This window comes from Microbacterium sp. E-13, from assembly GCF_049912955.1.
In the GTDB taxonomy this organism is placed as follows: domain Bacteria; phylum Actinomycetota; class Actinomycetes; order Actinomycetales; family Microbacteriaceae; genus Microbacterium.
Genome location: NZ_CP183973.1, coordinates 1,623,491 through 1,644,914, shown reverse-complemented (window position 1 = coordinate 1,644,914; position 21,424 = coordinate 1,623,491). Strand labels below are relative to the sequence as shown.

Below are 21,424 nucleotides of genomic sequence, written 5' to 3'. Positions count from 1 at the left end.
GGCACAGGGATTCATCCCAGGCATTGCGGCCCCAGCAGGCCCTTGAGCTCACCGTAGAGATCCGGTGTGATCCGCACCGTGTGCGGCACCTCGAAGACCTTCGCCAGCGTGCCGCTGTGCAGCTTGAGCGAGACCTCGGTGTCGCCGGCGTGGCGGTTCAGCGTCTGCAGCAGCTCGCCGATGAGGGCCTCGGAGGCGCGGCGCTCGGGCATGAGCAGCACGAGCGCGCTCGACTCGTCCATCGCCCCCAGATCGGGGCTGAACGCCGATTGCGCGTGGAGGTTCATGCCGTCGTCGCGCCGCGACACCCTGCCCCGGACGACGAGGATCGAGTCCGCTTGCAGCATGTGCTGGAACTCGGTGTACGTCTTGCCCATGAACATCACGGTGATCTCGCCGTCGAAGTCCTCGACGGTGATCATCCCGTAGGGGTTGCCGCTCTGCTTGGCCACCCGGTGCTGCACGCTCGTGACGAGGCCCGCGATCGTCACCTGGTCACCGTCGCCCAAGTCCTCGGAGGCGAGGAGGTCGTGGATGCTCGTGGACGCGTGCTTCGCGAGCGGGATCTCGAGGCCGGCGAGGGGGTGGTCCGATACGTAGAGGCCGAGCATCTCCCGCTCGAAGGCGAGCTTGTCCTTCTTGGTCCACTCGGGACGCTCGGGCACCTTCGCCGCCTGCTGCGGCTCGTCGTCACCCCACAGGGAGTCGAAGTCGAAGCCCACTTCGCCGTTCGCCTCGCGGCGCTTGTCGAGCACGGCGGCCTCGGTGGCGTCCTCGTGGATCTCCATCAGCGCGCGCCGCGTCGACCCCATGGAGTCGAAGGCGCCGGCCTTGATGAGCGACTCGACCGTGCGCTTGTTCGCGACGTGGACGGGCACCTTGGCGAGGAAGTCGTGGAAGCTCGTGAACTTCTGTTCGGCGCGCGCCGCCACGATTCCGTCGACGACGTTCGCGCCGACGTTGCGGACCGCTCCCAGGCCGAAGCGGATGTCTTCACCCACGGCGGCGAAGAAGCGGATCGACTCCCCCACGTCGGGGGGCAGCACCTTGATCCCCATGCGGCGGCACTCGTTGAGATAGACCGCCATCTTGTCTTTGGAGTCTCCGACGCTCGTCAGGAGCGCCGCCATGTACTCGGCGGGGTAGTGGGCCTTGAGGTAGGCCGTCCAGTACGACACGAGACCATAGGCGGCGGAGTGCGCCTTGTTGAACGCGTAGTCGGAGAAGGGCAGCAGGATGTCCCACAGCGCCTGGATCGCACCCTCGCCGAAGCCTCGCTCCTTCATGCCGCCGGAGAAGCCCTCGTACTGCTTGTCGAGCTCGGACTTCTTCTTCTTGCCCATCGCTCGACGGAGGATGTCGGCCTGTCCGAGTGAGAACCCGGCCACCTTCTGGGCGATGGCCATGACCTGCTCCTGATAGATGATCAGGCCGTAGCTGATGTCGAGGATGTCTTTCAGCGGCTCTTCGAGCTCGGGGTGGATCGGGGTGACGTCCTGCTGGCCGTTCTTGCGCAGCGCGTAGTTGATGTGCGAGTTGGCGCCCATCGGACCGGGGCGGTACAGCGCGATGACGGCCGACACGTCTTCGAAGTTGTCGGGCTTCATGAGCCGCAGGAGCGACCGCATGGGGCCGCCGTCGAGCTGGAAGACGCCCAGTGTGTCGCCACGCGTCAGCAGGTCGTAGGCCTCACGGTCGTCGAGCGCGAGGTGCTCGAGGTCGAGCTCCTCCCCCCGGTTCGATCGGATGTTGTCGAGGGCGTCCGAGATGATGGTGAGGTTGCGCAACCCCAGGAAGTCCATCTTGATGAGGCCGAGCGACTCGCACGACGGATAGTCGAACTGCGTGACGATCTGGCCGTCCTGCTCCCGGCGCATGATCGGGATGATGTCGAGGAGAGGCTCGCTCGACATGATGACACCTGCGGCGTGCACGCCCCACTGGCGCTTCAGCCCCTCGAGTCCCAGCGCCCGGTCGAAGACCGTCTTGGCGTCGGGATCGGTGTCGATGAGGGCGCGGAACTCGCTGGCCTCCTTGAACCGCGGGTGCTGCGCGTCGAACATGCCGCTCAGCGGCATGTCCTTGCCCATGACCGCCGGTGGCATCGCCTTCGTGAGCCGCTCGCCCATGCTGAAGGGGAAGCCGAGCACTCGTCCGGCGTCCTTCAGTGCCTGCTTCGACTTGATCGTGCCGTACGTGACGATCTGGGCGACACGCTCCGAGCCGTACTTCTCGGTGACGTAGTCGATCACCTCGCCGCGGCGGCGGTCGTCGAAGTCGACGTCGAAGTCGGGCATGGACACGCGATCGGGGTTGAGGAAGCGCTCGAAGATCAGCCCGTGCTCGAGGGGATCGAGATCCGTGATGCGCATGGCGTAGGCCACCATCGAGCCGGCGCCCGAACCGCGGCCAGGACCGACGCGGATGCCGTTGTCCTTCGCCCAGTTGATGAAGTCGGCGACCACGAGGAAGTAGCCGGGGAAGCCCATCTGCAGGATGATCCCGGTCTCGTACTCGGCCTGCTTGCGCACCTTGTCGGGGATGCCTCCGGGGTACCGGTAGTGGAGCCCCGCCTCGACCTCCTTGACGAGCCAGCTGTCTTCGGTCTCGCCGTCGGGCACCGGGAAACGCGGCATGTAGTTGGCGCTGGTGTTGAACTCCACCTGGCAGCGCTCCGCGATGAGGAGGGTGTTGTCGCACGCCTCAGGGTGCTCGCGGAAGATCTGCCGCATCTCCTGCGCGGTCTTGACGTAGTAGCCGTCGCCGTCGAACTTGAACCGGTTGGGATCGTCGAGCGTCGAACCGGACTGCACGCACAGCAGGGCGGCGTGGGCGTCGGCCTCGTGCTGGTGCGTGTAGTGGGAGTCGTTGGTCGCGACCAGCGGGATGTCGAGATCCTTCGCGAGGCGCAACAAGTCGGTCATGACACGGCGCTCGATGGAGAGCCCGTGATCCATGATCTCGGCGAAGTAGTTCTCCTTGCCGAAGATGTCCTGGAACTCCGCGGCCGCGGCGCGCGCGGCGTCGTACTGACCAAGTCTGAGGCGGGTCTGCACCTCGCCCGACGGGCATCCCGTCGTCGCGATGAGCCCCTTGCCGTAGGTCTCGAGCAGTTCGCGGTCCATGCGGGGCTTGAAGTAGTACCCCTCCATGCTCGACAGCGAGCTGAGGCGGAAGAGGTTGTGCATCCCCTCCGTGCTCTGGCTCCACATCGTCATGTGGGTGTAAGCGCCCGAGCCCGACACATCGTCGCTCTTCTGCTCCGGGCTGCCCCACGCGACGCGGGACTTGTCGCTGCGGTGGGTGCCCGGGGTGACGTACGCCTCGAGGCCGATGATCGGCTTCACGCCGGCGGCGTTGGCGGCGTTGTAGAACTCGAACGCGGCGAAGGTGTTGCCGTGGTCGGTGACGGCGATCGCCGGCATGCCGTACTCGGCCGCCGCCTGCGTCATCGCGCCGATCTTGGCCGCCCCGTCGAGCATCGAGTACTCGCTGTGCACGTGCAGATGAACGAAGGAGTCGGATGCCACGTCATCGAGTGTACGGACGACCACGGACACCGCAGACGCCCCCGCCGGGTGTCGGGCGCACCCGCGACGCAGGTCGCCTCACCCTCGAGTGGAGGGTGAAGACCGCGCCCCTCGTGCTCACCGGAGGTCGAGGCGCATGAGCACCCGCGGGAAGCCGTTGATGACGGAGTCCGTGTCGGCGGCCTTTCGGAAACCGGCCCGCTGGAACAGGTCGCGCGTTCCTACGTAGGCCATCGTGAGATCGACCTTCTCGCCCTTGTTGTCGACCGGGTAGCCCTCGACCGCGGGGGCGCCGTTCGCACGCGCGAAGTCGACGGCGCCCGCGAGGAGCGCATGCGAGATGCCCTGGCCTCGATGACCCGGCCGCACGCGGATGCACCACACGCTCCAGACGCCGAGCTCGTCGACATGAGGGATCTTCCGGTTGGTGGCGAACGCCGTGTCCGCCCGGGGATGCACGGCGGCCCACCCGACGACCTCGTCGCCCTCGTACGCCAGGACGCCGGGCGGGCCGTGCTTCATCAGCTCGCGTACCCGGTCGCCCCGCGCCGGCCCCCGGAGCGCCAGGTTCTCCTTGCTCGGGATGCGGTAGCTCAGGCACCAGCAGACGTTCGACGTCGGCTTCTTCGGGCCGACGAGAGTCGCGATGTCGTCGAACACGGTCGCGGGACGTACCTCGATCGCCATGACGGCCACTCTGCCCGAGGCATCCGACATCGCGCCACGACCGGTCGCTCCCCTGTCATGCTGTGCCGCGACCACGGCAACTCGTGACAGGCGAGCGGATGCCGCCCCATAAGGTCGGAGCCATGGCCACGCCCGATTTCGTCCTCGACCTCCGCAGCAAGGTGGGGACTGCCCCCCTCCCCCTCGTCGGCGTGACAGCCGTCGTGCTCCGCCACGACGAGGTGCTGCTCGGCCGGCGGAGCGACAACGGACGGCTCACTCCGGTCACCGGCATCGTCGATCCCGGCGAGGAGCCGGCCGCCGCAGCCGCCCGCGAGGCCCTCGAGGAGGCCGGCGTCGTCATCCGCGTCGAACGGCTGGCGTGGGTGCACCAGATCCCCCGGATCACCTATGCCAACGGCGACCAGGCCGACTACCTCGATCTCACGTTCCGCTGCTCATGGATCTCCGGTGACCCCCATCCGGCCGACGGCGAGATGTCGGAGGTCGGCTGGTACGACCTCCCCTCCCTCGGCGCGCTCGAACTGGGCGACATGCGACCCCGCATCGACCTCGCCCTCGCCGAGGACGGCGTCGCGCGCTTCGAGGGCGGCCGCTGAGCCTGCCAGCCGCGAGCCCGATGCCCGGGCTCAGTCGCCGCGCAGCACCTCGAGCGCGTGCGCGAGGTCGGCGGGATAGCCGGACGTGAAGGTGACCCACTCTCCCGTGGTCGGGTGCGCGAACGAGAGTTCGTGGGCGTGCAGCCACTGGCGGATGAGGCCCAGTCGCGCCGACAGCGTCGGGTCTGCTCCGTAGAGGGGGTCGCCGACGCACGGATGCCGGTGCGCGGCCATGTGCACGCGGATCTGGTGCGTCCGCCCGGTCTCGAGATGGATCTCCAGCAGCGAGGCGCCCGGAAACGCCTCGAGCGTCTCGTAGTGCGTGACGGAGTCCTTGCCGTCGGGCGTCACCGCGAACTTCCACGAGTGCGAGGGGTGGCGCCCGATCGGAGCATCGATCGTTCCGGCGAGCGGATCCGGGTGCCCCTGCACGACCGCGTGGTAGATCTTCTCGACCTCCCGCTCTTTGAACGCACGTTTCAGCGCGACATAGGCGCGCTCGGTCTTGGCGACCACCATGAGTCCGCTCGTGCCGACGTCGAGCCGGTGCACGACGCCCTGACGCTCGGCGGCGCCGGTGGTGGCGATCCGGTAGCCGCCGGCGGCCAGCGCCCCGAGCACGGTCGGCCCCTGCCACCCCACGGAGGGGTGGGCGGCCACGCCTGACGGCTTGTCGACCACCACGATGTCGTCATCGTCGTAGACGATGCCGAGATCGGGCACCTCGACCGGAACGACGCGAGGCTCCTCCCTCGGGGCCCACGCCACGTCGAGCCACGCTCCGCCGCGGAGCTTGTCGGACTTGGCGAGCGTGCGCCCATCCATCGTCACCCCGCCGGCCTCTGCCACCTCCGCCGCGAAGGTGCGCGAGAAGCCGAGCATCTTGGCCAGCGCCGCGTCGACGCGGGCGCCGTCGAGGCCGTCGGGAACGGGAAGGCTGCGCGAGTCCACGTCAGATCTGGGCGCCCGACCCGGGACGCTCGGTGTCGTGGCCGGCGTCGCGCTCGGTCTCGTACTCTTCCGCCTCGCGCTCGGCCTCTTGCTCGACCTCTCGTTGCTCGCTCCGGCTCAGCGGCGGGAGCCCGCGCTCGGCGGCCGGGATGCCGGCATCCGGATCCGCCACCGGGAACTCGTCGCCGAATCCCGCGACGGTGCCCCCAGACGCGAACTGGTCGCCCTCGGCACCCAGCAGCGTCTCGCTCTCCGCCGGTTCGGCCTGCTCGTTCTTGCGGCCGTGGTCGCGCGTTCCATCCATGTGAACCCCCACGAGAACCAGGAGTGCGATCGCGATCATGTCGCACACGATGAAGATGTCGGCGATGTTGTAGATCGCCGGAGACATGCCGGGGAAGAACCACATCCACGGCGTGTTGATGAAGTCGACCACGTGCCCGACGCCGAAGCCCGGGTCACGGAAGAGGCGGTCGCTGAGGTTGCCCAGCACGCCGCCGAGCAGGAGGCCCAGGGCGACCGCCCACAGACGCGAGCGCACCCGCCGGGCGGCCAGCCACCCGATGACGACGGCGACGCCCGCAAGCGCGATGGTGAAGATCCACGTGACCTCCTCGCCGAGCGAGAAGGCGGCACCGGGGTTGCGCGTCAGGTAGAAGCTCAGGAAGTCGCCGATGACCGGCACCGGCACCTGGTACGGCAGGTTCTCGAGCGCCAGATACTTCGCCAACTGGTCGGCGGCCAGCACCAGCACCGCGAGAACCGCGATGATGGTGCCGGCCGCCGCCTGACGAAGGGGAGGTCGGCGCGTCAAGGCCTAGAGGCCCAGCGCCGAGACCGGCTGTGCGCCGGACGTCGTCGCCGAGGTCTCGAGGTCGCGCAGCTTGCCCTCGATGTAGCTCCGAAGCTGAGCGCGGTAGTCGCGCTCGAAGTTGCGGAGCTCCGAGATGCGGCCCTCGAGCGAGGTGCGCTCGCGCTCGAGCTTGGCGAGCTCCTCGCGGCCGCGGGTCTCGGCCTCGGACACGATGGAGGCGGCCTGCGCCTTGGCGTCGGAGATGAGCTGGTCGCGCTGGGCGATGCCCTCGGCGACGTGCTCGTCGTGCAGGCGCTGGGCCAGCTCGATGATGCCGGCACTCGCGGCGGGGGCTGCGCCGGCGGCCGGGGCCGCCTCTGCCGGGGCGGCCTGGGCAGGTGCGGCTGCAGCGGGAGCGGCACCCGACTCGTACGCCGCCAGCTTGGCCTTCAGCTCCTCGTTCTCGGTGAGGGCCTTGCGCCATTCCACGACGATCTCGTCGAGGAAGTCGTCCACCTCGTCGGGGTCGAAGCCCTCCTTGAAGCGGACGTGCTGGAACTGCTTGGTGACGACGTCATCGGGGGACAATGCCATGGTGATTCCTCTTTCGAGCGTCTGGACGGAGCCGGCGGTCGACCGGTGCCCGGGGGCCGATGTCGGTGCGGCCCTCCGATGAAGGCCGTTCGTATCAGCAAAGCATAGTCACCGCGTCGGGAAGTGTCGAAGGCGACGGCGGGTTGTATGACGTGCGTTTCAGCCGGCGAGCGTTCGCGTGACGCTCAGCAGGATGAAGCACAGGAGCATCGTCAGCGCGAACCCGAAATCGATCGCGATGGCGCCGATGCGCAGGGGCGGGATGAACCGGCGGAACATCTTGATCGGCGGGTCGGTGACGGTGTAAACGATCTCCGCGGCGACCAGGCCGGCACCACGCGGACGCCACTCGCGGTTGAAGAACGGGATCCAGTCGAGGATCAACCGCGTCAGCAGCACGAACACGTAGAGCAGCAGCGCGAGGTTCAGGATCGCTGCGATGAGGGAGACGACAGGCACGTAGCCAGACTACGGCTGTGCGAAGGGAACCGACTCCGGATCGGCCTGCGCGACCGCCCCGTCGCCGGACACCGCGACGTTCTCGGGCGAGAGCAGGAAGACCTTGCTGGTCACCCGCTCGATGCGCCCGTAGAGGCCGAGCGACAGCCCGCTCGCGAAGTCGATGAGCCGGCGCGCGTCGGCGTCGCTCATCTGCGAGAGGTTGATGATCACCGGGATGCCGTCACGGAAGTTCTCGGCGATCACCTGTGCGTCGCGGTACTGCTTCGGGTGGACGGTCAGGATCTCGTTGATCGCGGACGGCGCCGGCTGACGCACGACAGCCGGGCGATGGATCGGGGTCACCGGAGCGGCCGGCTTCTCGACCGACTTCTCGGTGGTGCGAGCACGCGGCTGGGGCGCCGGCTCCTCGTAGACCTCTTCCTCGTCCGCGAGTCCGAGGTAGACCATGGTCTTCTTGAGCGGGTTCGACATCTGATCCTCCGTAGTGCTCATCTTCTCCGAGGTTAACCGCGTTCCGGCCTGGGGCCTGTGATTGCCGAACCGATCCGCAGGTGTGTCGCGCCTGCCGCGATGGCCTCGGCGAAGTCGGCGGTCATCCCCGCCGAGATCCAATCGGCGTCGGGCACCACGGCGCGCACGGCGCCCGCGAGGCGATTCAGGCGCTCGAAGGCGGGTGCCGGTGGCTCCTCGAGCGGAGCGACCGCCATGACGCCGCGCACACGCAGCGAAGACAGCCCGGCGGCGTGGGTGGCGAGCGCTTCGAGTTCGCCGGGCGCCACCCCGCCACGGCCGGGATCGTCGGTGAGGTTGACTTGCAGCAGCACGTCGAGCACCGGGTCGCCCGGCTGTGCGGCGGCATCGAGAGCGTCGGCGAGACGGGCGCGGTCGAGGGAGTGGACGACGGATGCCGCGGCCCGGATCGCACGCGCCTTGTTGGTCTGCGCCTGCCCGATGAAGTGCCAGCGCAGCCCGGCCAGGACGCCCACCTCGGCCACTTTGCGGCTGAACTCCTGCTGCCGGTTCTCCCCCACGTCGCGGACGCCGAGCTCGTAGAGCTCGCCGACCAGCGACGCGGGGTGGAACTTCGTGACGACGATGCGCGTGAGCTCCGACGGATCGCGGCCGGCCGAGCGCGCGGCATCCGCTATCCGCTCGTCGATCGCCGCGAGTCGTCGGCGTAGCTCTTCCATGGGGGCTCCCGTCCGGTTCCCGAGCCCGTCGGGGGGCATGCGCCTGCCGAGAGGCCTACTTCAGGAAGTCGGGGATGTCGAGGTCGTCGTCGCCGAACGCGGTGTCGTACGACGACTCGGTGACGGCGCCGACCGAGACGGGCACGGCGGGCCGCTCCACGACGTCGCGATCCTTGGCGGCGTCATCGGCCGACGTGACGGGCAGCGCCGGCGTCGAGACGACGCGAGCGGCCGCGATGGGCTCGATGCGCGCCTGCGGTTCGCCCCCGTCGAAGCCGGCCGCGATGACCGTGACGCGAACCTCGTCGCCGAGGGTGTCGTCGATGACCGTTCCGAAGATGATGTTCGCCTCGGGGTGTGCAGCCTCCTTGACCAGCTGCGCGGCGTCGTTGATCTCGAAGATGCCGAGGTTCGAGCCTCCCTGGATCGACAGCAGAACGCCGTGCGCACCCTCGATCGATGCTTCGAGGAGGGGCGACTCCACCGCGAGCTCGGCGGCCTTGATCGCGCGGTCGGCACCGCGGGCGGAGCCGATGCCCATGAGGGCGGAGCCTGCACCCTGCATCACGGACTTCACGTCGGCGAAGTCGAGGTTGATGAGACCGGGCGTGGTGATGAGGTCGGTGATGCCCTGCACACCGGCGAGGAGCACCTGGTCGGCGGTGGCGAACGCCTCGATCATGGAGATGCCGCGGTCGCTGATCTCGAGCAGGCGGTCATTCGGCACCACGATGAGGGTGTCGACCTCTTCCTTCAGGCGCGCGACGCCCGTCTCGGCCTGCTGCTGGCGGCGACGACCCTCGAAGGAGAAGGGCTTCGTCACGACGCCGATCGTGAGTGCTCCTATCGACTTCGCGATCTTCGCGACGACCGGAGCACCGCCCGTGCCGGTGCCGCCGCCCTCACCGGCCGTAACGAAGACCATGTCGGCGCCGCGCAGCGCCTCCTCGATCTCTTCGGCGTGGTCTTCGGCGGCGCGGCGGCCCACCTCGGGGTCGGCGCCCGCGCCGAGTCCGCGGGTGAGCTCTCGCCCCACGTCGAGCTTGACGTCGGCGTCGCTCATGAGCAGCGCCTGGGCGTCGGTGTTGATGGCGATGAACTCGACGCCCCGCAGGCCGAGCTCGATCATGCGGTTGACCGCGTTGACACCGCCGCCGCCGACGCCGACGACCTTGATCACGGCGAGGTAGTTCTGGTTCTGGCTCATGCCGGCCTCCGTAGCCCTGGACCTTTTAAAACCTTCAACCTCTAGTAGAGGTATAAAGAATTGCCCGGTATGCAATTCCTGACTCGAAAGTATGCGGACGCCGCGCCGGTGCCGGGAGCACAACGGCGTGTCGCGGCATCCGGTCCCGAACTCGGCCCGGAGCCGCCGTTGCCGGCCTTCCGGTCAGCGCACGACGACGACGCCGGGCGACGAGACGTCGTAGCTGTAGACCTCCGACGGAGGCCGTGCGGCCATCATCTTCGCGAGGTTGACGGCCTTCGCGGCCGAGTCGTCCGCGCTGCCCCACACGATCTGCGTGTTCGTGCCGCCGAGGCCCAGCGTGACGTCGTCGGGCGTCGATGCCGTCACCGCGGTCACCTGGGCCCGGATGTCCGCGGGAAGCGAGCGCATCACCTGCCCCACCGCGTGGAACGCGTCGGAGTCGACGCCGCCGGTGATGGTGAGCAACGGCGTGCCGGCGCTCGGGGTCGCGGTGGTCGACAGGGCCACCCCGGCGGCGTCGACGAGCGTGTACCCCGCGCGCGTCTCGATGAGGCCGATCGGCGTTCGCTCGACGATCCGCACCACGAGCTCGTGCGGGGGACGCGCCTCGAGCGCGTACGTCTCGATCAGCGGGAACGACACGAGGGCGGCCTTCACCGCGCTCTCGTCGACGAGCGGAAGCGGCGTGCCGAGCTGGCCCGACAGCGCCGAGGCGATGTCGGCGGCGGGCACCTGCTGTGCGCCGACCACGGAGATCTTCTCGACGCCGAGGAGCGGGCTGTAGGCGGCGCCGACCGTGCCGAGCGCGAGGACCACGACGGATGCGGCGACCCCGAGCCACATCAGTCGCCGGCGTCGCTGCCGCACGGTGAAGCGGCGGATCTCGGCGCGCAGGGCCTTGCGCCGGGCGCGAGCCGCCTTCCACACGTCGCGGAACCCGACGTCCGGAGCGCCCCCGTCGTCCCTCCCGCGGCCCCGCGGCTCCGCGCCCGGGCGGGGGCCGGGCCCGACGAGCGGGATGATCGGCGCCGTGGCGTTGCCGTCGGTGCCCGGTACACCGCCGGGGGCGGCAGCATCCGTCTCCCCGCCGGACCGGATGCCGGGCTCGGTGTCCGTCGTGCGCGCCCGCCCCGAACCGAGGTGCTCGGTCGCAGGGTCGTCGGATCGGCGTGACGGGCTCTTCGGCGACGCCGTGTCGGCCGTGCCGCGAGAGGCGACCGGCGGCTGCGGCAACGGCGACGGGCGGCGCATGGGGCCCCTACTCCCCCGCTCGCGCCCGGCCGAGGGCCTCGAGCACCTGCGGGATGATGAGGTAGACGTTGCCGCAGCCGAGCGTGATCACGTAGTCGCCGTCACGGGCAACGGACGCCGTGTAGTCGGCGGCCTCCTGCCAGTCGGGCACGTAGTGCACGTGGGACGGGTCTGCGAAGGCGCCGCTGACGAGCTCGCCGGTCACGCCCGGCACCGGGTCTTCGCGGGCGCCGTAGACGTCGAGCATGACGGTGTGGTCGGCGTAGTGCTCCAGCACCTCGGCGAACTCGCGATACATCTCCTGGGTGCGGGAGTAGGTGTGCGGCTGCTGGATCGCGATGATGCGCCCGTCGCCCACGACACTGCGCGCCGCGGCGAGAGCCGCCGCCACCTCGGTCGGGTGGTGGGCGTAGTCGTCGAAGACGCTCACTCCGTGCTCGACACCGTGCAGCTCGAAGCGCCGCACCGTGCCGGCGAAGCCCTCCACGGCCCGGACGGCCGGTTCCAGCTCGTGGCCGAGGGTCAGGAGCACGGCGACGGCGCCCGCCGCGTTGATCGCGTTGTGCGCGCCGGGTACCGGCAACTGGGCGTCGACCGTCATCCCGTCGTGGGTGAGGCGGAACGACACCGGGCCGTCGGTCACGATGCCGCTCACGCGCACCGTCGCATCCGCGGCCTCGCCGAAGGTGACGACGTGCGGGTGGGTCAGCTGCGCCGCCACGAGCTGCGCGCCGGGGTCGTCGGAAGAGATCACGACCGCTTCGCGGGCGCGGTTCCCGAAGCGCGCGAACGCCTCGTAGAAGGCCTCGCGCGTGCCCCAGTGGTCGAGGTGGTCGGGGTCGACGTTCGTGATGAGCGCGATCGAGGTGTCGTACAGCAGGAACGTGCCGTCGGACTCGTCGGCCTCGATGACGAACAGGTCGTCGCTGCCGCTGCCGCTCGAGACGCCGAGCTGTGCGATGACGCCGCCGTTCACGAAAGTCGGCTCGACGCCGAGGTCGCGCAGCGCGGTGACGATCATGCCCGTCGACGTCGTCTTACCGTGGGCACCCGCGACCGACACCAGGCGGCGGGCCCCGATGAGCCAGTGAAGGGCCTGCGAGCGGTGGATCACATGGAGCCCGCGCTGCTTCGCGAGCACGAACTCCGGGTTCTCGGGCCAGATGGCGCCGGTGTGCACCACGGTGTCGACATCGTCGGCGAGGTTCGCGGCGTCGTGTCCGACATGCACGTTCGCCCCCAGTTCGGCGAGCTCGCGCAGCGCCTTGCTGTCGGCGCGGTCGGAGCCGGAGACGCGGATGCCCCGCGCCAGGAACATGCGGGCGAGCCCCGACATGCCGGATCCGCCGATTCCGATGAAATGGGCGGCGGTGATGTCGTCGGGGATGGGAAGACTGAGATCGGGTCTGATCATGACCGGTCAAGTCTAAGTTGGGCGGCGGCCGCCCCGGTCCCGGCGCGCTGGGTGGCCGCGGCCCCGCGCCGATGGCGGCAGCCGCGCAGGTGGCGGCGCGGCGCTGCCGAGATCAGGAGATCTGATCGCAGCAGGAGCGTTTCGCCGATTCGGTCCTGCCTGCGCGAGATCTCCTGATCTCAGCGATGGGTCAGCGGCGCGAGATCTCCTGACCTCGGCGGGGCTCAGTGGCGCGCGAGCGCCTCGTCGATCATGACGACCAGATTCTCCGTCCCGTTGCGGGTGCCGACGGATGCCGCGTCCCGCGTCATCGCCGCGCGACGCGTGTCATCGGCCAGGAGCGGCAGCACCTGCGAGCGCACGCGGTCGGCCGTGAACTCGGCATCAGGGATGAGCACCGCCGCCCCCGCGCGCACCGCCGACGACGCGTTCAGCGCCTGCTCGCCGTTGCCCACGGCGTACGGCACATACGCGGTCGGGATGCCGAGCGCGCTGATCTCGCTGACCGTCGCGGCGCCGGCGCGCGAGACGATGAAGTCCGCCAGGGCGAAGGCGAGGTCCATGCGATCGACATAGCGTCGCACGGCGTAGCCGGCGACGCCCGGATCGGGCAGCTCCGACCGCTCGCCGGTGACATGGAGGAGCTGCCAGCCGGCGCCGAGCACGTCACGCCAGGCACCGCCGCGCCCCTCGCCGAAGGCCTCGTTCAGGCGCTGTGCGCCGAGCGACCCGCCGAAGACCAGGAGGACGGGTCTGGCCGGGTCCAGCCCGAAATGGGCCGCCGCTTCGGCGCGGAGCGCGTCGCGGTCGAGCGCGACGATCTCGCGGCGGAGCGGCATCCCGACCAGCCTCGAGCGCTTCAGGGGCGTTCCCTCGAAAGCGGTCCCGACACCGGCGGCGCGGCGCGCGCCGAGCTTGTTGGCGAGGCCCGGGCGGGCGTTGGCCTCGTGCACGACGAACGGCACGTGCTCGCGTCCCGCCGCCACGTATGCGGGCGCCGAGGCGTAGCCGCCGAAGCCCACGACGACGTCGACCTTGCGCGCCGAGATGTGCGCACGCACCTGCGCGACGGCTCGCCGGAAGCGCGCGGGGAACGCCGTGGCCGCCTTGTTCGGGCGCCGGGGGAAGGGGACCTTGTCGACGAACAGCAGCTCGTAGCCCCGCTCGGGCACGAGCCGGGCCTCGAGCCCCTCACGGGTGCCGAGCACGAGCACCTCGGCGTGCGGGTCGCGGGCGCGCAGCGCATCGGCGACCGCCAGGAGCGGGTTGACGTGTCCGGCGGTGCCGCCGCCGGCCAGGAGGTACGTCGTCACTCCCCGAGCCTACCCGGGGTCGCACCGCTCCCTCCCTGCGGGCAGCGCGCGACGCGTCGACGGGCGCGGTCCTCAACTGAGGGCTCGCGCCGAGATGAGGAGCGACTCGCGGTCGCAGCATCCGCATCTCGGCCATCGTCCTCAAATGAGGACCGCGCGTTCGTCAGCGAGGACCGCGCGTTCCTCCCTGAGGACCGCGCGTTCCCTCCTGAGGACCGCGCGTTCCCTCCTGAGGACCGGCGGCGCGGCGTGCGTCACCGCACGGCGCGGAGCTTCGCGCGCTCGCGCGCTGCGCGGGCTTCGGCGATGGCGGCTTCGCGCCGGGCGATGGATGCCGGGAGCGAACGGGCGAACGCGAGGAGCACGCCGCAGGCGATGAGCACCGACAGCAGCGAAGTGCCGCCCTGCGACATGAAGGGCAGCGGCACCCCGAGCACCGGCAGCACGCGGAGCACCACGCCGATGTTGATGAGGGCCTGCCCGACGATCCATACCGTGATGCCGCCGGCCGCGATGCGCACGAACGGGTCGTCCGTCTTGCGGATCACGTGGAACGCGCCGACGGCGAACAGCGCGAACAGCGCCAGCACGACCGCGCAGCCGATGAGACCGAGCTCCTCTCCGACGATGGCGAAGATGTAGTCGTTCGCGGCGGCGGGGAGCCAGTCGTACTTCTCGCGCGAGTTGCCGAGCCCGAGTCCGAAGACTCCGCCGCTGGCCAGTCCCCAGATGCCGTGCAGCGGCTGGTAGCAGGCGTTGAGGTAGTCGGCGAGGCAGTCCTGATCGAGGAAGCTCATGATGCGCCGCATGCGGTTGGGGCTGGTGATGGCGAATGCCGCGAGTCCCACCACGGCGAGGAGCAGCGGGATGACGAAGAGCCGCAGCTTCACGTTCGAGAAGAACAGCGCCCCCAGCAGGACGAGCACGAGGATGATGACGGTGCCGAGGTCGTGGCCGGCGAGCACCGTCGCGAAGACGGCCACCGACACGGGCACGACGGGGATGAAGACGTGCTGCCACTTGCTGAGGAGCGTCTGCTTGCGGAAGAGCACGAACGCCAGCCACAGCGCGAGCGCGAGCTTGAGGAACTCGGCCGGCTGCGCCTGAACGCCGCCGATGTTGATCCAGTTGCGGTTGCCGTCGTTGTCGATGCCGAGCGGCGTGAAGACGAGCATCTGGAAGAAGATCGCGCCGATCAGCGCCGGCCACGCGACGCGCTTCCAGAACTTCAGGGGCAGCCGGCTGGCGATGAACATGAGCGGCACGCCGATGACCGCGAACACCACCTGCTTCATCACCGCCTCCCACGGCGCCTCGCCGGCGGCCGTGGCGGTCGCGGAGGTCGCGGAGAGCACCATGACGAGGCCGAAGACCGTCAGCAAGAGCGTCGTGGATGCGATGAGAAGGAATTCGCTCGGCACCGGGGCGAACACCCGCCCGAGCGAAACACGCGCGGCGAGCCCACGCCGCGCCGGCTTCTCAGTCCCGGTCGGCGAGGTCGTCGAGGTCGGGCGCGTCGGCCGGCTCCGCGGCGGCTGCGTCGTCGTCACCCGGGGCCCTCGATCCGATCCGTTCTTTCACGGCCGCGGCGAATCTGCGGCCGCGGTCCGCGTATGAGGCGAACTGGTCGAAGGATGCCGCAGCGGGGGCGAGCAGAACCACGTCCCCGTCACGCGCCACCCCTGCCGCCAGTTCGACGACACGCGCCATGACCTCTTCAGTCTCATCGGGGTCCACCTCGAACACCGGCACCGCAGGCGCGTGTCGCTCGAACGCGGCGATCACCTCGCCCCGATCCAGCCCGATCACGATCGCCGCCTTCGCGCCGGCTCCGCGCCCGGCGACGAGCTCGGAGATGTCGACGCCCTTGAGGAGCCCGCCGACCACCCAGACCGCGCCGGGGTAGGCGGCCAGCGACGAGGCGGCGGCGTGCGGGTTGGTGGCCTTCGAGTCGTCGACCCAGGTGATGCCGGCATGCCGGGCGACGACCTCGATGCGGTGCGGGTCGAGGCGGAACTCGCGAAGAGCCTCCCGGATGGCGGCGGGCGGCACGTCCACCGACCTCGCCAGGGCGGCGGCGGCGAGAACGTTCGCCACCATGTGCGGGGCGCCCAGGCCGAGGGACGCGAGCTCGGCGACCGTGGTGAGCTCCAGCGCGCTGCGGTGGCGTTCCTCGAGGAACGCGCGGTCGACGATGATCCCCTCGACCACGCCGAGGTCGCTGGGGCCCGGCACGCCGAGGTCGAAACCGATGGCACGCGCGCCCTCGACCACGTCGGCTTCTTCGACCATGCGCTGGGTGGCGGCATCCGCCTTGTTGTACACGCAGGCGACGCGCGTGTTGTCGTAGACGTGCGCCTTGGCCGCGCGGTACTCGTCGAACGAGCCGTGCCATTCGAGGTGGTCGTCGGCCAGGTTGAGGCACACCGCCGCGTGCGGCGATACGGGGTCGGGCGAGTCCTGCAGCCCGAGGTACCAGAGCTGGTGGCTCGACAGCTCGACGACCAGGGCGTCGAACCCCGAAGGGTCGCGCACGGCGTCGAGCACGGGGGTGCCGATGTTCCCGACAGGGGCGGCGCGCAGTCCGCCGGCCACGAGCATGGTCGCGGTCAGACGCGTCGTCGTGGTCTTGCCGTTGGTGCCGGTGATGAGGATCCAGTCGGCCGGAGTGCCGTCGGCGCGAACGACCTTGTCGCGAACGCGCCAGGCGAGCTCGACGTCGCCCCACAACGCGATGCCGTTCTCACGGGCCCAGACGATGAGCGGATGCTGCGGCGCGAAGCCCGGCGATGCGACGACGACCTCGGGCGCGAACTCGATCAGCTCGCGCGGCACCTCGCGGAGGCTGCCTGTCCACAGCCGCGCCCCGATGACAGGCAGCAGCCGTTCGTACTCCTCGTCGGCCTTCTCGGTGACGACGAGCACGTCGGCGCCGAGCTCTGCCAGCGTGTCGGCGACGGAGAAGCCGGTGACCGACAGACCCAGGACGGCGACCCGCAGGCCTTTCCAGTCGGCGCTCCAGCTGGTGAGGGCGGAGAGTCGGTCGGAGCTCATGTGCGGGAAAGCCATTCGACGTAGAAGAATCCGATGCCCGACACCGCGAGGAGACCCGCGATGATCCACATGCGCACGACGATCGTGACCTCCGACCAGCCGCGCATCTCGAGGTGGTGATGGAACGGGCTCATGAGGAACAGGCGTTTGCCGCGCGAGAGCTTGAAGTACAGGCGCTGCAGGATGACCGAGCCGGGGCCGATGATGAAGACGCCCGCGACCAGCACGGCGAGCAGCTCGGTGCGGGTGAGGATCGCCATGGCAGCGATCACCCCGCCGATCGACATCGAGCCGACGTCGCCCATGAAGACGTTGGCCTTGGGCGCGTTCCACCACAGGAAGCCGATGAGCGCGCCGACGAACGAGGCCGAGATGATCGCGAGGTCGAACGGATCGCGCGTCGGGTAGCACGCCGCCTTCGCCGCCGCGGAGAGGCCTTCGCCGCCCCAGCAGGCCTGGTTGAACTGCCAGAACGCGATGAGGCTGTAGGCGCCCGCCACGAAGATGGCCGACCCTGCGGCGAGGCCGTCGAGCCCGTCTGTGACGTTGACGCTGTTCGAGAAGGCGACGCCGATGAAGGTCACCCAGGTGAGATAGAGGATCCAGCCGGCGATGAGCCCGAGGGTCATGAACCCGAGCACCGGCACGTCGCGGAACACCGATACGTACGGTGAGGCGGGGGTCTGGTCGAACTGGTTGGGGAAGTTCAGCGCCACGATGCCGAAGGGCACCGTGACGATGACCTGGCCGACGATCTTGCGCCAGCCGCTCAGTCCCATGAACTTCTGCTGACGCACCTTCATGTAGTCGTCGATGAACCCGACCGCGCCGAGGCCGACCATCATCCAGATGACGAGCAGCCCCGAGATCGTGGGCGGGTTGTTGCCGACGTAGCAGCCGATCAGATAGCCGACGATCGTGCCGACGATGAAGATCGTGCCGCCCATCGTGGGCGTGCCGCGCTTGGTCTGATGGTTGGGGTTCCGGATGTCCTCCGGGGTGCGGATCACCTGACCCCAGCCCCACTTGCGGAAGAGCCGCAGGAACACGGGGGTGAGGAAGAGCGTGAATGCCAGCGAGATCGCCGCCGCCGTCAGGAGAGATCTCACGAGAACGATTCTCCCAGACGATCGCCGAGGAACCGCAGCCCCGCCGAGTTCGACGACTTCACGAGAACGCGGTCACCGTCGCGCAGCTCGCCCTGCAGGTACTCGAACGCCTCGTCGGCGGTCGAGAAGAAGACGGCCTCGTTGTCCCACGACCCCTGAGCCACGGCCTCGAGGTACATGCGACGCGCCGGGTCGCCGACGATGACGATGCGCTGGATGCCGAGCCGCACGGCCAGCAGGCCGACGCGGTCGTGCTCCTCCTCGGCGTACTCGCCGAGCTCGCTCATGGCGCCGAGCACGGCGACGGTGCGCTCGCGGGGACCGGTGATCTGGGCGAGCGTGCGGAGGGCGGCCGCCATGGAGTCGGGGCTGGCGTTATAGGCGTCGTTGATGATCCGCACGCGGTCCGACCCCAGCGGCTGCATGCGCCACCGCTCGGCGATCTCGACCGTCTCCAGGCGAGCGACGGCGTCGGCGGGCGACACCCCGAGAGCAGTGGCGGCGGCGATCGCGGCGAGGGCGTTCATGACGTGGTGCTCCCCCAGCACCCGCAGGCGCAGCGGCAGCGACACACCGTCGACGGTGACGGTGAAGGAGGTTCCGGATGCCGTGACCACGACGTCGTCGGCGCGGACGTCGGTGGCGGCGGGGCCGCGGCCGAACCACCGGACGGTCGCCCCGCGCTCTTCGGCGAAGGGCGCCATGGCGGCGACACGGGCGTCGTCGGCGTTCAGCACGGCGACTCCCCCGGCGCGGAGGGACTTCACGAGCTCGGACTTGGCGTGGAAGGTGGCCTCGATGCCGCCGAAGCCGCCCGCGTGCGCCATCCCGACCATCAGCACGACCCCGATGTCGGGGTCGACGAGGCCCGCGAGCCGAGCGATCTCACCCGGCGCACTCGCACCCAGCTCGCTCACCAGGTATCGCGTCGACTCGGTGACGCGCAGCATGGTGAGGGGCGCGCCGACCTCGTTGTTGAACGACGCCTTCGGCGCGACGGTCTCGGACTCGCCCTCGAGGATGCGGGCCAGCAGGTTCTTCGTCGTCGTCTTGCCGTTCGACCCGGTGATGCCGACGACGCGGAGGTCGCCGAGGGCTTTCACCCGCCCGACCACCTCGCGGGCGAGGTCCGCGAGCGCGGCGACCGCGTCGGCCACGACGATCTGGGAGACGGATGCCTCGACCCGCCGCTCGACGATGGCCAGGGCCGCCCCGTTCTCGACCGCCGCGCCGACGAACAGGTGTCCGTCGGTCTCTTCGCCGGGCTTTGCGACGAAGACGCCGCCGGGCCGGATGAGACGGGAGTCGGTGTCGACTGCCCCGGTGATGAGCGAGTCGGGCGTGGCGCCGTCGGCGAGGTGCGCCTCGCCCGAGACGGCATGGGCGATCTGGGCGATTGTGAGGGCGATCATGGGGGAAACTCCGTCGGGTGGGACTACCCGAACTTGGGCAGCAGCTCAGGCGACGTGGTCGAGGGCATGACGCGGTACGTCTTCAGAACCTGGGTCATGGCCTTCTGGAACGCAGTCGCATTGGCCGCAGACGATGTTACCTTCGTCGGCTCGTCAAGGGTGACGACCACCACGTAGGCGGGGTCGTCGGCCGGCGCGAAGCCGACCATCGTCGTGTAGTACGCACCGGCCTTGTAGTTGCCGTGTCCGTCGCTCTTCTCACCGGTTCCCGTCTTGCCGCCGATGCGGTAGCCGGGGATCTCCACCGTCTTGGCGTACGGCGCCTGGAGGAACACGTTCTCGAGCATCTCGCGCATCTGGGCCGACGTGCTGGCGCTGATGACCTGGTCCGGTTCGGCCAGGTCGGGCTCGACCACCGTGCCGTCGCTCTTCGTGCACGACTCGATGATCTGCAGCGGCATCTTCACGCCACCGTTCACGATCGCGCCGTACGCCCGCGCGAGCTCCGGCATGGTTGTCGTGACGCCCTGGCCGAACGCGGTGTTGTAGGTCGTCTGGGCACCCCACTGGTCGGGGGGATAGACGAGGCCGGTCTGCTCGTTGGGGTAACCCGACGCCGTGCCCTCGCCGATGCCGAAGCGCTTGAAGTAGTCGTAGCGCGTCTGCTTGTCGACCTTCTCGCTGAACTTCGAGATGCCCGCGTTCGACGAGTCGATCAGCACGCCGGTGAGTGTGTACGTGTACGCCGGGTGCTGGAACGAATCGCGCACGCGCGCCCCGTTCGGGAAGTTCTCGAGGCTGGAGGCGACCACCGTCGACGCGGGCGTCTGACCGGCGGCGTCGATCACGGTGGCCGCGGTCAGTCCCTTGAACGTCGACCCGGGCTCGAACCAGTCCAGGAAGATGCTGCTCGTGCGGTTCTCGGTGGGACTGGCCGCATAGTCGTTGGGATCGACCGTGGGGTACTCGGCTGCCGCCCGCACCTTGCCGGTCTTCACCTCGTAGACGAGGATCGCTCCGCGCTGGGCGGCCATGTTCTGCGTCTGCTCCGCGATCAGCTGCTGCAGGTACCACTGCAGGTCGCGGTTGATCGTGAGCTGCAGGGTGCCTCCGTCGGTCGCCGGCACCTCCGTCTCCGTGCCCGGGATGACGACGCCGTCCTTGCCCTTCTCGTACGTGCGCGTGCCGTTCGTGGCCGCGAGGCAGTCGTTCTGCGAGACCTCGAGACCCTCGAGCGCCTCGCTGTCGGTGCCCATGAACCCGACGAGGTTGCCCGCCACGGCGCCGTCGGGGTAGGTGCGCGCCGGATGCGGGACGCACACGATGTAGGGGACCTCGAGATCCGCGAGCGCCCGGAACTGCTCGGTCGAGACGCCCTTCTCGAGCTCGGCGTACCGCGACGCGGGGTCGGCCGCCAGCGCCGCTCCCACGATCGCGCGCACCTCCTCGGGCGTCTGGCCGGTGATGTCGGCCACATCATCGGAGACGTCGGCCCACAGCCGCGCCGACGACTTCTCGTCGAGCACCTGGGCATCGATCTGGGTGATGAGGAGGGGGTCGAGCTGGCAGTCGTACTGCAGGATGCTGCCCGCCAGGGTCTGGTTGCTCTCGTCGACGATGGAGCCCCTCGTGCCGTACAGCGTCTGCTTCCCGGCGAAAGCCACGTCCAGCGAGTCCTTGATGTGCTCGTCGGCGTTCACGACCTGGATGTCGACGAGGCGGATGATGAACCCGGCGAGCACGGCCAGGACGACGGCGAGGGCGACGACGGTCCGGCGGCGGGGGCTTCTCGTGCTTCGTGTCGTCATCTGCGTCTCGTGTCGTGGCTGCTCGGTTCGCGATCGTGGGTGCTGGG

The 21,424-nt window shown here is 69.6% G+C and carries 18 protein-coding genes; 1 reads left to right on the top strand and 17 read right to left on the bottom strand.

Translation table 11 applies throughout. The features are described 5' to 3' along the window. Window positions 1-11: 11 nt before the first annotated feature. Both dnaE and ACN9MP_RS07385 read right to left on the bottom strand, forming a co-directional pair. Window positions 12-3,482 carry a DNA polymerase III subunit alpha gene (gene dnaE / locus ACN9MP_RS07390; protein WP_426325950.1) on the bottom strand — a complete coding sequence of 1,157 codons (3,471 nt, stop codon included), beginning with the start codon at window positions 3,480-3,482 and terminating at the stop codon, window positions 12-14. Between the two features lie 165 nt (window positions 3,483-3,647). Further along, the gene (locus tag ACN9MP_RS07385) at window positions 3,648-4,217 is read right to left on the bottom strand and encodes a GNAT family N-acetyltransferase (protein WP_426325106.1); all 570 of its coding nucleotides are present in this window, start codon (window positions 4,215-4,217) and stop codon (window positions 3,648-3,650) included. Window positions 4,218-4,339: 122 nt separating this feature from the next. Here ACN9MP_RS07385 and ACN9MP_RS07380 point away from each other — a divergent pair, with 122 nt between their 5' ends. Beyond that, window positions 4,340-4,816, top strand: coding sequence for an NUDIX domain-containing protein (locus ACN9MP_RS07380; RefSeq protein WP_426325104.1), 477 nt, complete (start codon window positions 4,340-4,342; stop codon window positions 4,814-4,816). Between the two features lie 30 nt (window positions 4,817-4,846). On the opposite strand, the gene ACN9MP_RS07375 is transcribed toward ACN9MP_RS07380, so the two are convergent. The 15 genes from ACN9MP_RS07375 to ACN9MP_RS07305 form a co-directional block, all read right to left on the bottom strand. Next, entirely contained in the window at window positions 4,847-5,767 is a 921-nt protein-coding gene (locus tag ACN9MP_RS07375) for an RluA family pseudouridine synthase (protein WP_426325102.1), read from the bottom strand. Window position 5,768: 1 nt separating this feature from the next. Beyond that, window positions 5,769-6,581: a signal peptidase II gene (gene lspA, locus ACN9MP_RS07370; RefSeq protein WP_426325100.1), complete on the bottom strand. Its 813-nt coding sequence runs from the start codon at window positions 6,579-6,581 to the stop codon at window positions 5,769-5,771. 3 nt (window positions 6,582-6,584) lie between these two features. After that, window positions 6,585-7,154, bottom strand: coding sequence for a DivIVA domain-containing protein (locus ACN9MP_RS07365; protein ID WP_426325098.1), 570 nt, complete (start codon window positions 7,152-7,154; stop codon window positions 6,585-6,587). Window positions 7,155-7,313: 159 nt separating this feature from the next. Beyond that, window positions 7,314-7,613 carry a YggT family protein gene (locus tag ACN9MP_RS07360; RefSeq protein ID WP_426325096.1) on the bottom strand — a complete coding sequence of 100 codons (300 nt, stop codon included), beginning with the start codon at window positions 7,611-7,613 and terminating at the stop codon, window positions 7,314-7,316. A 9-nt stretch (window positions 7,614-7,622) separates the two neighbouring features. Continuing rightward, a complete protein-coding gene (locus ACN9MP_RS07355) occupies window positions 7,623-8,087 on the bottom strand; it encodes a cell division protein SepF (RefSeq protein WP_426325948.1) in 465 nt (154 codons plus the stop codon). Window positions 8,088-8,119: 32 nt separating this feature from the next. Then, a complete protein-coding gene (locus ACN9MP_RS07350; protein ID WP_426325094.1) occupies window positions 8,120-8,806 on the bottom strand; it encodes a YggS family pyridoxal phosphate-dependent enzyme in 687 nt (228 codons plus the stop codon). Between the two features lie 55 nt (window positions 8,807-8,861). Then, window positions 8,862-10,013: a cell division protein FtsZ gene (ftsZ, locus tag ACN9MP_RS07345; RefSeq protein ID WP_426325092.1), complete on the bottom strand. Its 1,152-nt coding sequence runs from the start codon at window positions 10,011-10,013 to the stop codon at window positions 8,862-8,864. A gap of 183 nt (window positions 10,014-10,196) precedes the next feature. Then, window positions 10,197-11,267 (bottom strand): FtsQ-type POTRA domain-containing protein, encoded by a 1,071-nt coding sequence (locus ACN9MP_RS07340; protein WP_426325090.1) that lies wholly within the window; start codon window positions 11,265-11,267, stop codon window positions 10,197-10,199. A gap of 7 nt (window positions 11,268-11,274) precedes the next feature. Beyond that, window positions 11,275-12,681 (bottom strand): UDP-N-acetylmuramate--L-alanine ligase, encoded by a 1,407-nt coding sequence (murC, locus tag ACN9MP_RS07335; protein WP_426325088.1) that lies wholly within the window; start codon window positions 12,679-12,681, stop codon window positions 11,275-11,277. 224 nt (window positions 12,682-12,905) lie between these two features. Continuing rightward, complete coding sequence (locus ACN9MP_RS07330; protein WP_426325086.1) at window positions 12,906-13,994, bottom strand: UDP-N-acetylglucosamine--N-acetylmuramyl-(pentapeptide) pyrophosphoryl-undecaprenol N-acetylglucosamine transferase; 1,089 nt, start codon at window positions 13,992-13,994, stop codon at window positions 12,906-12,908. A 254-nt stretch (window positions 13,995-14,248) separates the two neighbouring features. Beyond that, window positions 14,249-15,544, bottom strand: a complete 1,296-nt coding sequence (gene ftsW / locus ACN9MP_RS07325) for a putative lipid II flippase FtsW (protein WP_426325084.1) — start codon at window positions 15,542-15,544, stop codon at window positions 14,249-14,251. Next, window positions 15,474-17,048 carry a UDP-N-acetylmuramoyl-L-alanine--D-glutamate ligase gene (gene murD, locus ACN9MP_RS07320; RefSeq protein WP_426325082.1) on the bottom strand — a complete coding sequence of 525 codons (1,575 nt, stop codon included), beginning with the start codon at window positions 17,046-17,048 and terminating at the stop codon, window positions 15,474-15,476. The genes ftsW and murD overlap by 71 nt, the downstream gene beginning before the upstream one ends. Beyond that, the gene (mraY, locus tag ACN9MP_RS07315) at window positions 17,045-18,157 is read right to left on the bottom strand and encodes a phospho-N-acetylmuramoyl-pentapeptide-transferase (protein ID WP_426325080.1); all 1,113 of its coding nucleotides are present in this window, start codon (window positions 18,155-18,157) and stop codon (window positions 17,045-17,047) included. Before mraY ends, murD begins: the two co-directional genes overlap by 4 nt. Continuing rightward, window positions 18,154-19,569: a UDP-N-acetylmuramoyl-tripeptide--D-alanyl-D-alanine ligase gene (locus ACN9MP_RS07310; RefSeq protein WP_426325078.1), complete on the bottom strand. Its 1,416-nt coding sequence runs from the start codon at window positions 19,567-19,569 to the stop codon at window positions 18,154-18,156. Before ACN9MP_RS07310 ends, mraY begins: the two co-directional genes overlap by 4 nt. A 23-nt stretch (window positions 19,570-19,592) precedes the next feature. Beyond that, window positions 19,593-21,377, bottom strand: coding sequence for a peptidoglycan D,D-transpeptidase FtsI family protein (locus ACN9MP_RS07305; RefSeq protein WP_426325076.1), 1,785 nt, complete (start codon window positions 21,375-21,377; stop codon window positions 19,593-19,595). Window positions 21,378-21,424: the final 47 nt, after the last annotated feature.

Coding starts and splice junctions, on each gene's coding strand:
- ACN9MP_RS07355 (WP_426325948.1), bottom strand. CDS start 8,087: ATGTCGAACCCGCTCAAGAAGACCATGGTCTACCTCGGACTCGCGGAC.
- ACN9MP_RS07350 (WP_426325094.1), bottom strand. CDS start 8,806: ATGGAAGAGCTACGCCGACGACTCGCGGCGATCGACGAGCGGATAGCG.
- ACN9MP_RS07365 (WP_426325098.1), bottom strand. CDS start 7,154: ATGGCATTGTCCCCCGATGACGTCGTCACCAAGCAGTTCCAGCACGTC.
- ACN9MP_RS07380 (WP_426325104.1), top strand. CDS start 4,340: ATGGCCACGCCCGATTTCGTCCTCGACCTCCGCAGCAAGGTGGGGACT.
- murC (WP_426325088.1), bottom strand. CDS start 12,681: ATGATCAGACCCGATCTCAGTCTTCCCATCCCCGACGACATCACCGCC.
- murD (WP_426325082.1), bottom strand. CDS start 17,048: ATGAGCTCCGACCGACTCTCCGCCCTCACCAGCTGGAGCGCCGACTGG.
- ACN9MP_RS07305 (WP_426325076.1), bottom strand. CDS start 21,377: ATGACGACACGAAGCACGAGAAGCCCCCGCCGCCGGACCGTCGTCGCC.
- ACN9MP_RS07310 (WP_426325078.1), bottom strand. CDS start 19,569: ATGATCGCCCTCACAATCGCCCAGATCGCCCATGCCGTCTCGGGCGAG.
- ACN9MP_RS07385 (WP_426325106.1), bottom strand. CDS start 4,217: ATGGCGATCGAGGTACGTCCCGCGACCGTGTTCGACGACATCGCGACT.
- ftsZ (WP_426325092.1), bottom strand. CDS start 10,013: ATGAGCCAGAACCAGAACTACCTCGCCGTGATCAAGGTCGTCGGCGTC.
- dnaE (WP_426325950.1), bottom strand. CDS start 3,482: ATGCTCGACGGGGCGGCCAAGATCGGCGCGATGACGCAGGCGGCGGCC.
- ACN9MP_RS07340 (WP_426325090.1), bottom strand. CDS start 11,267: ATGCGCCGCCCGTCGCCGTTGCCGCAGCCGCCGGTCGCCTCTCGCGGC.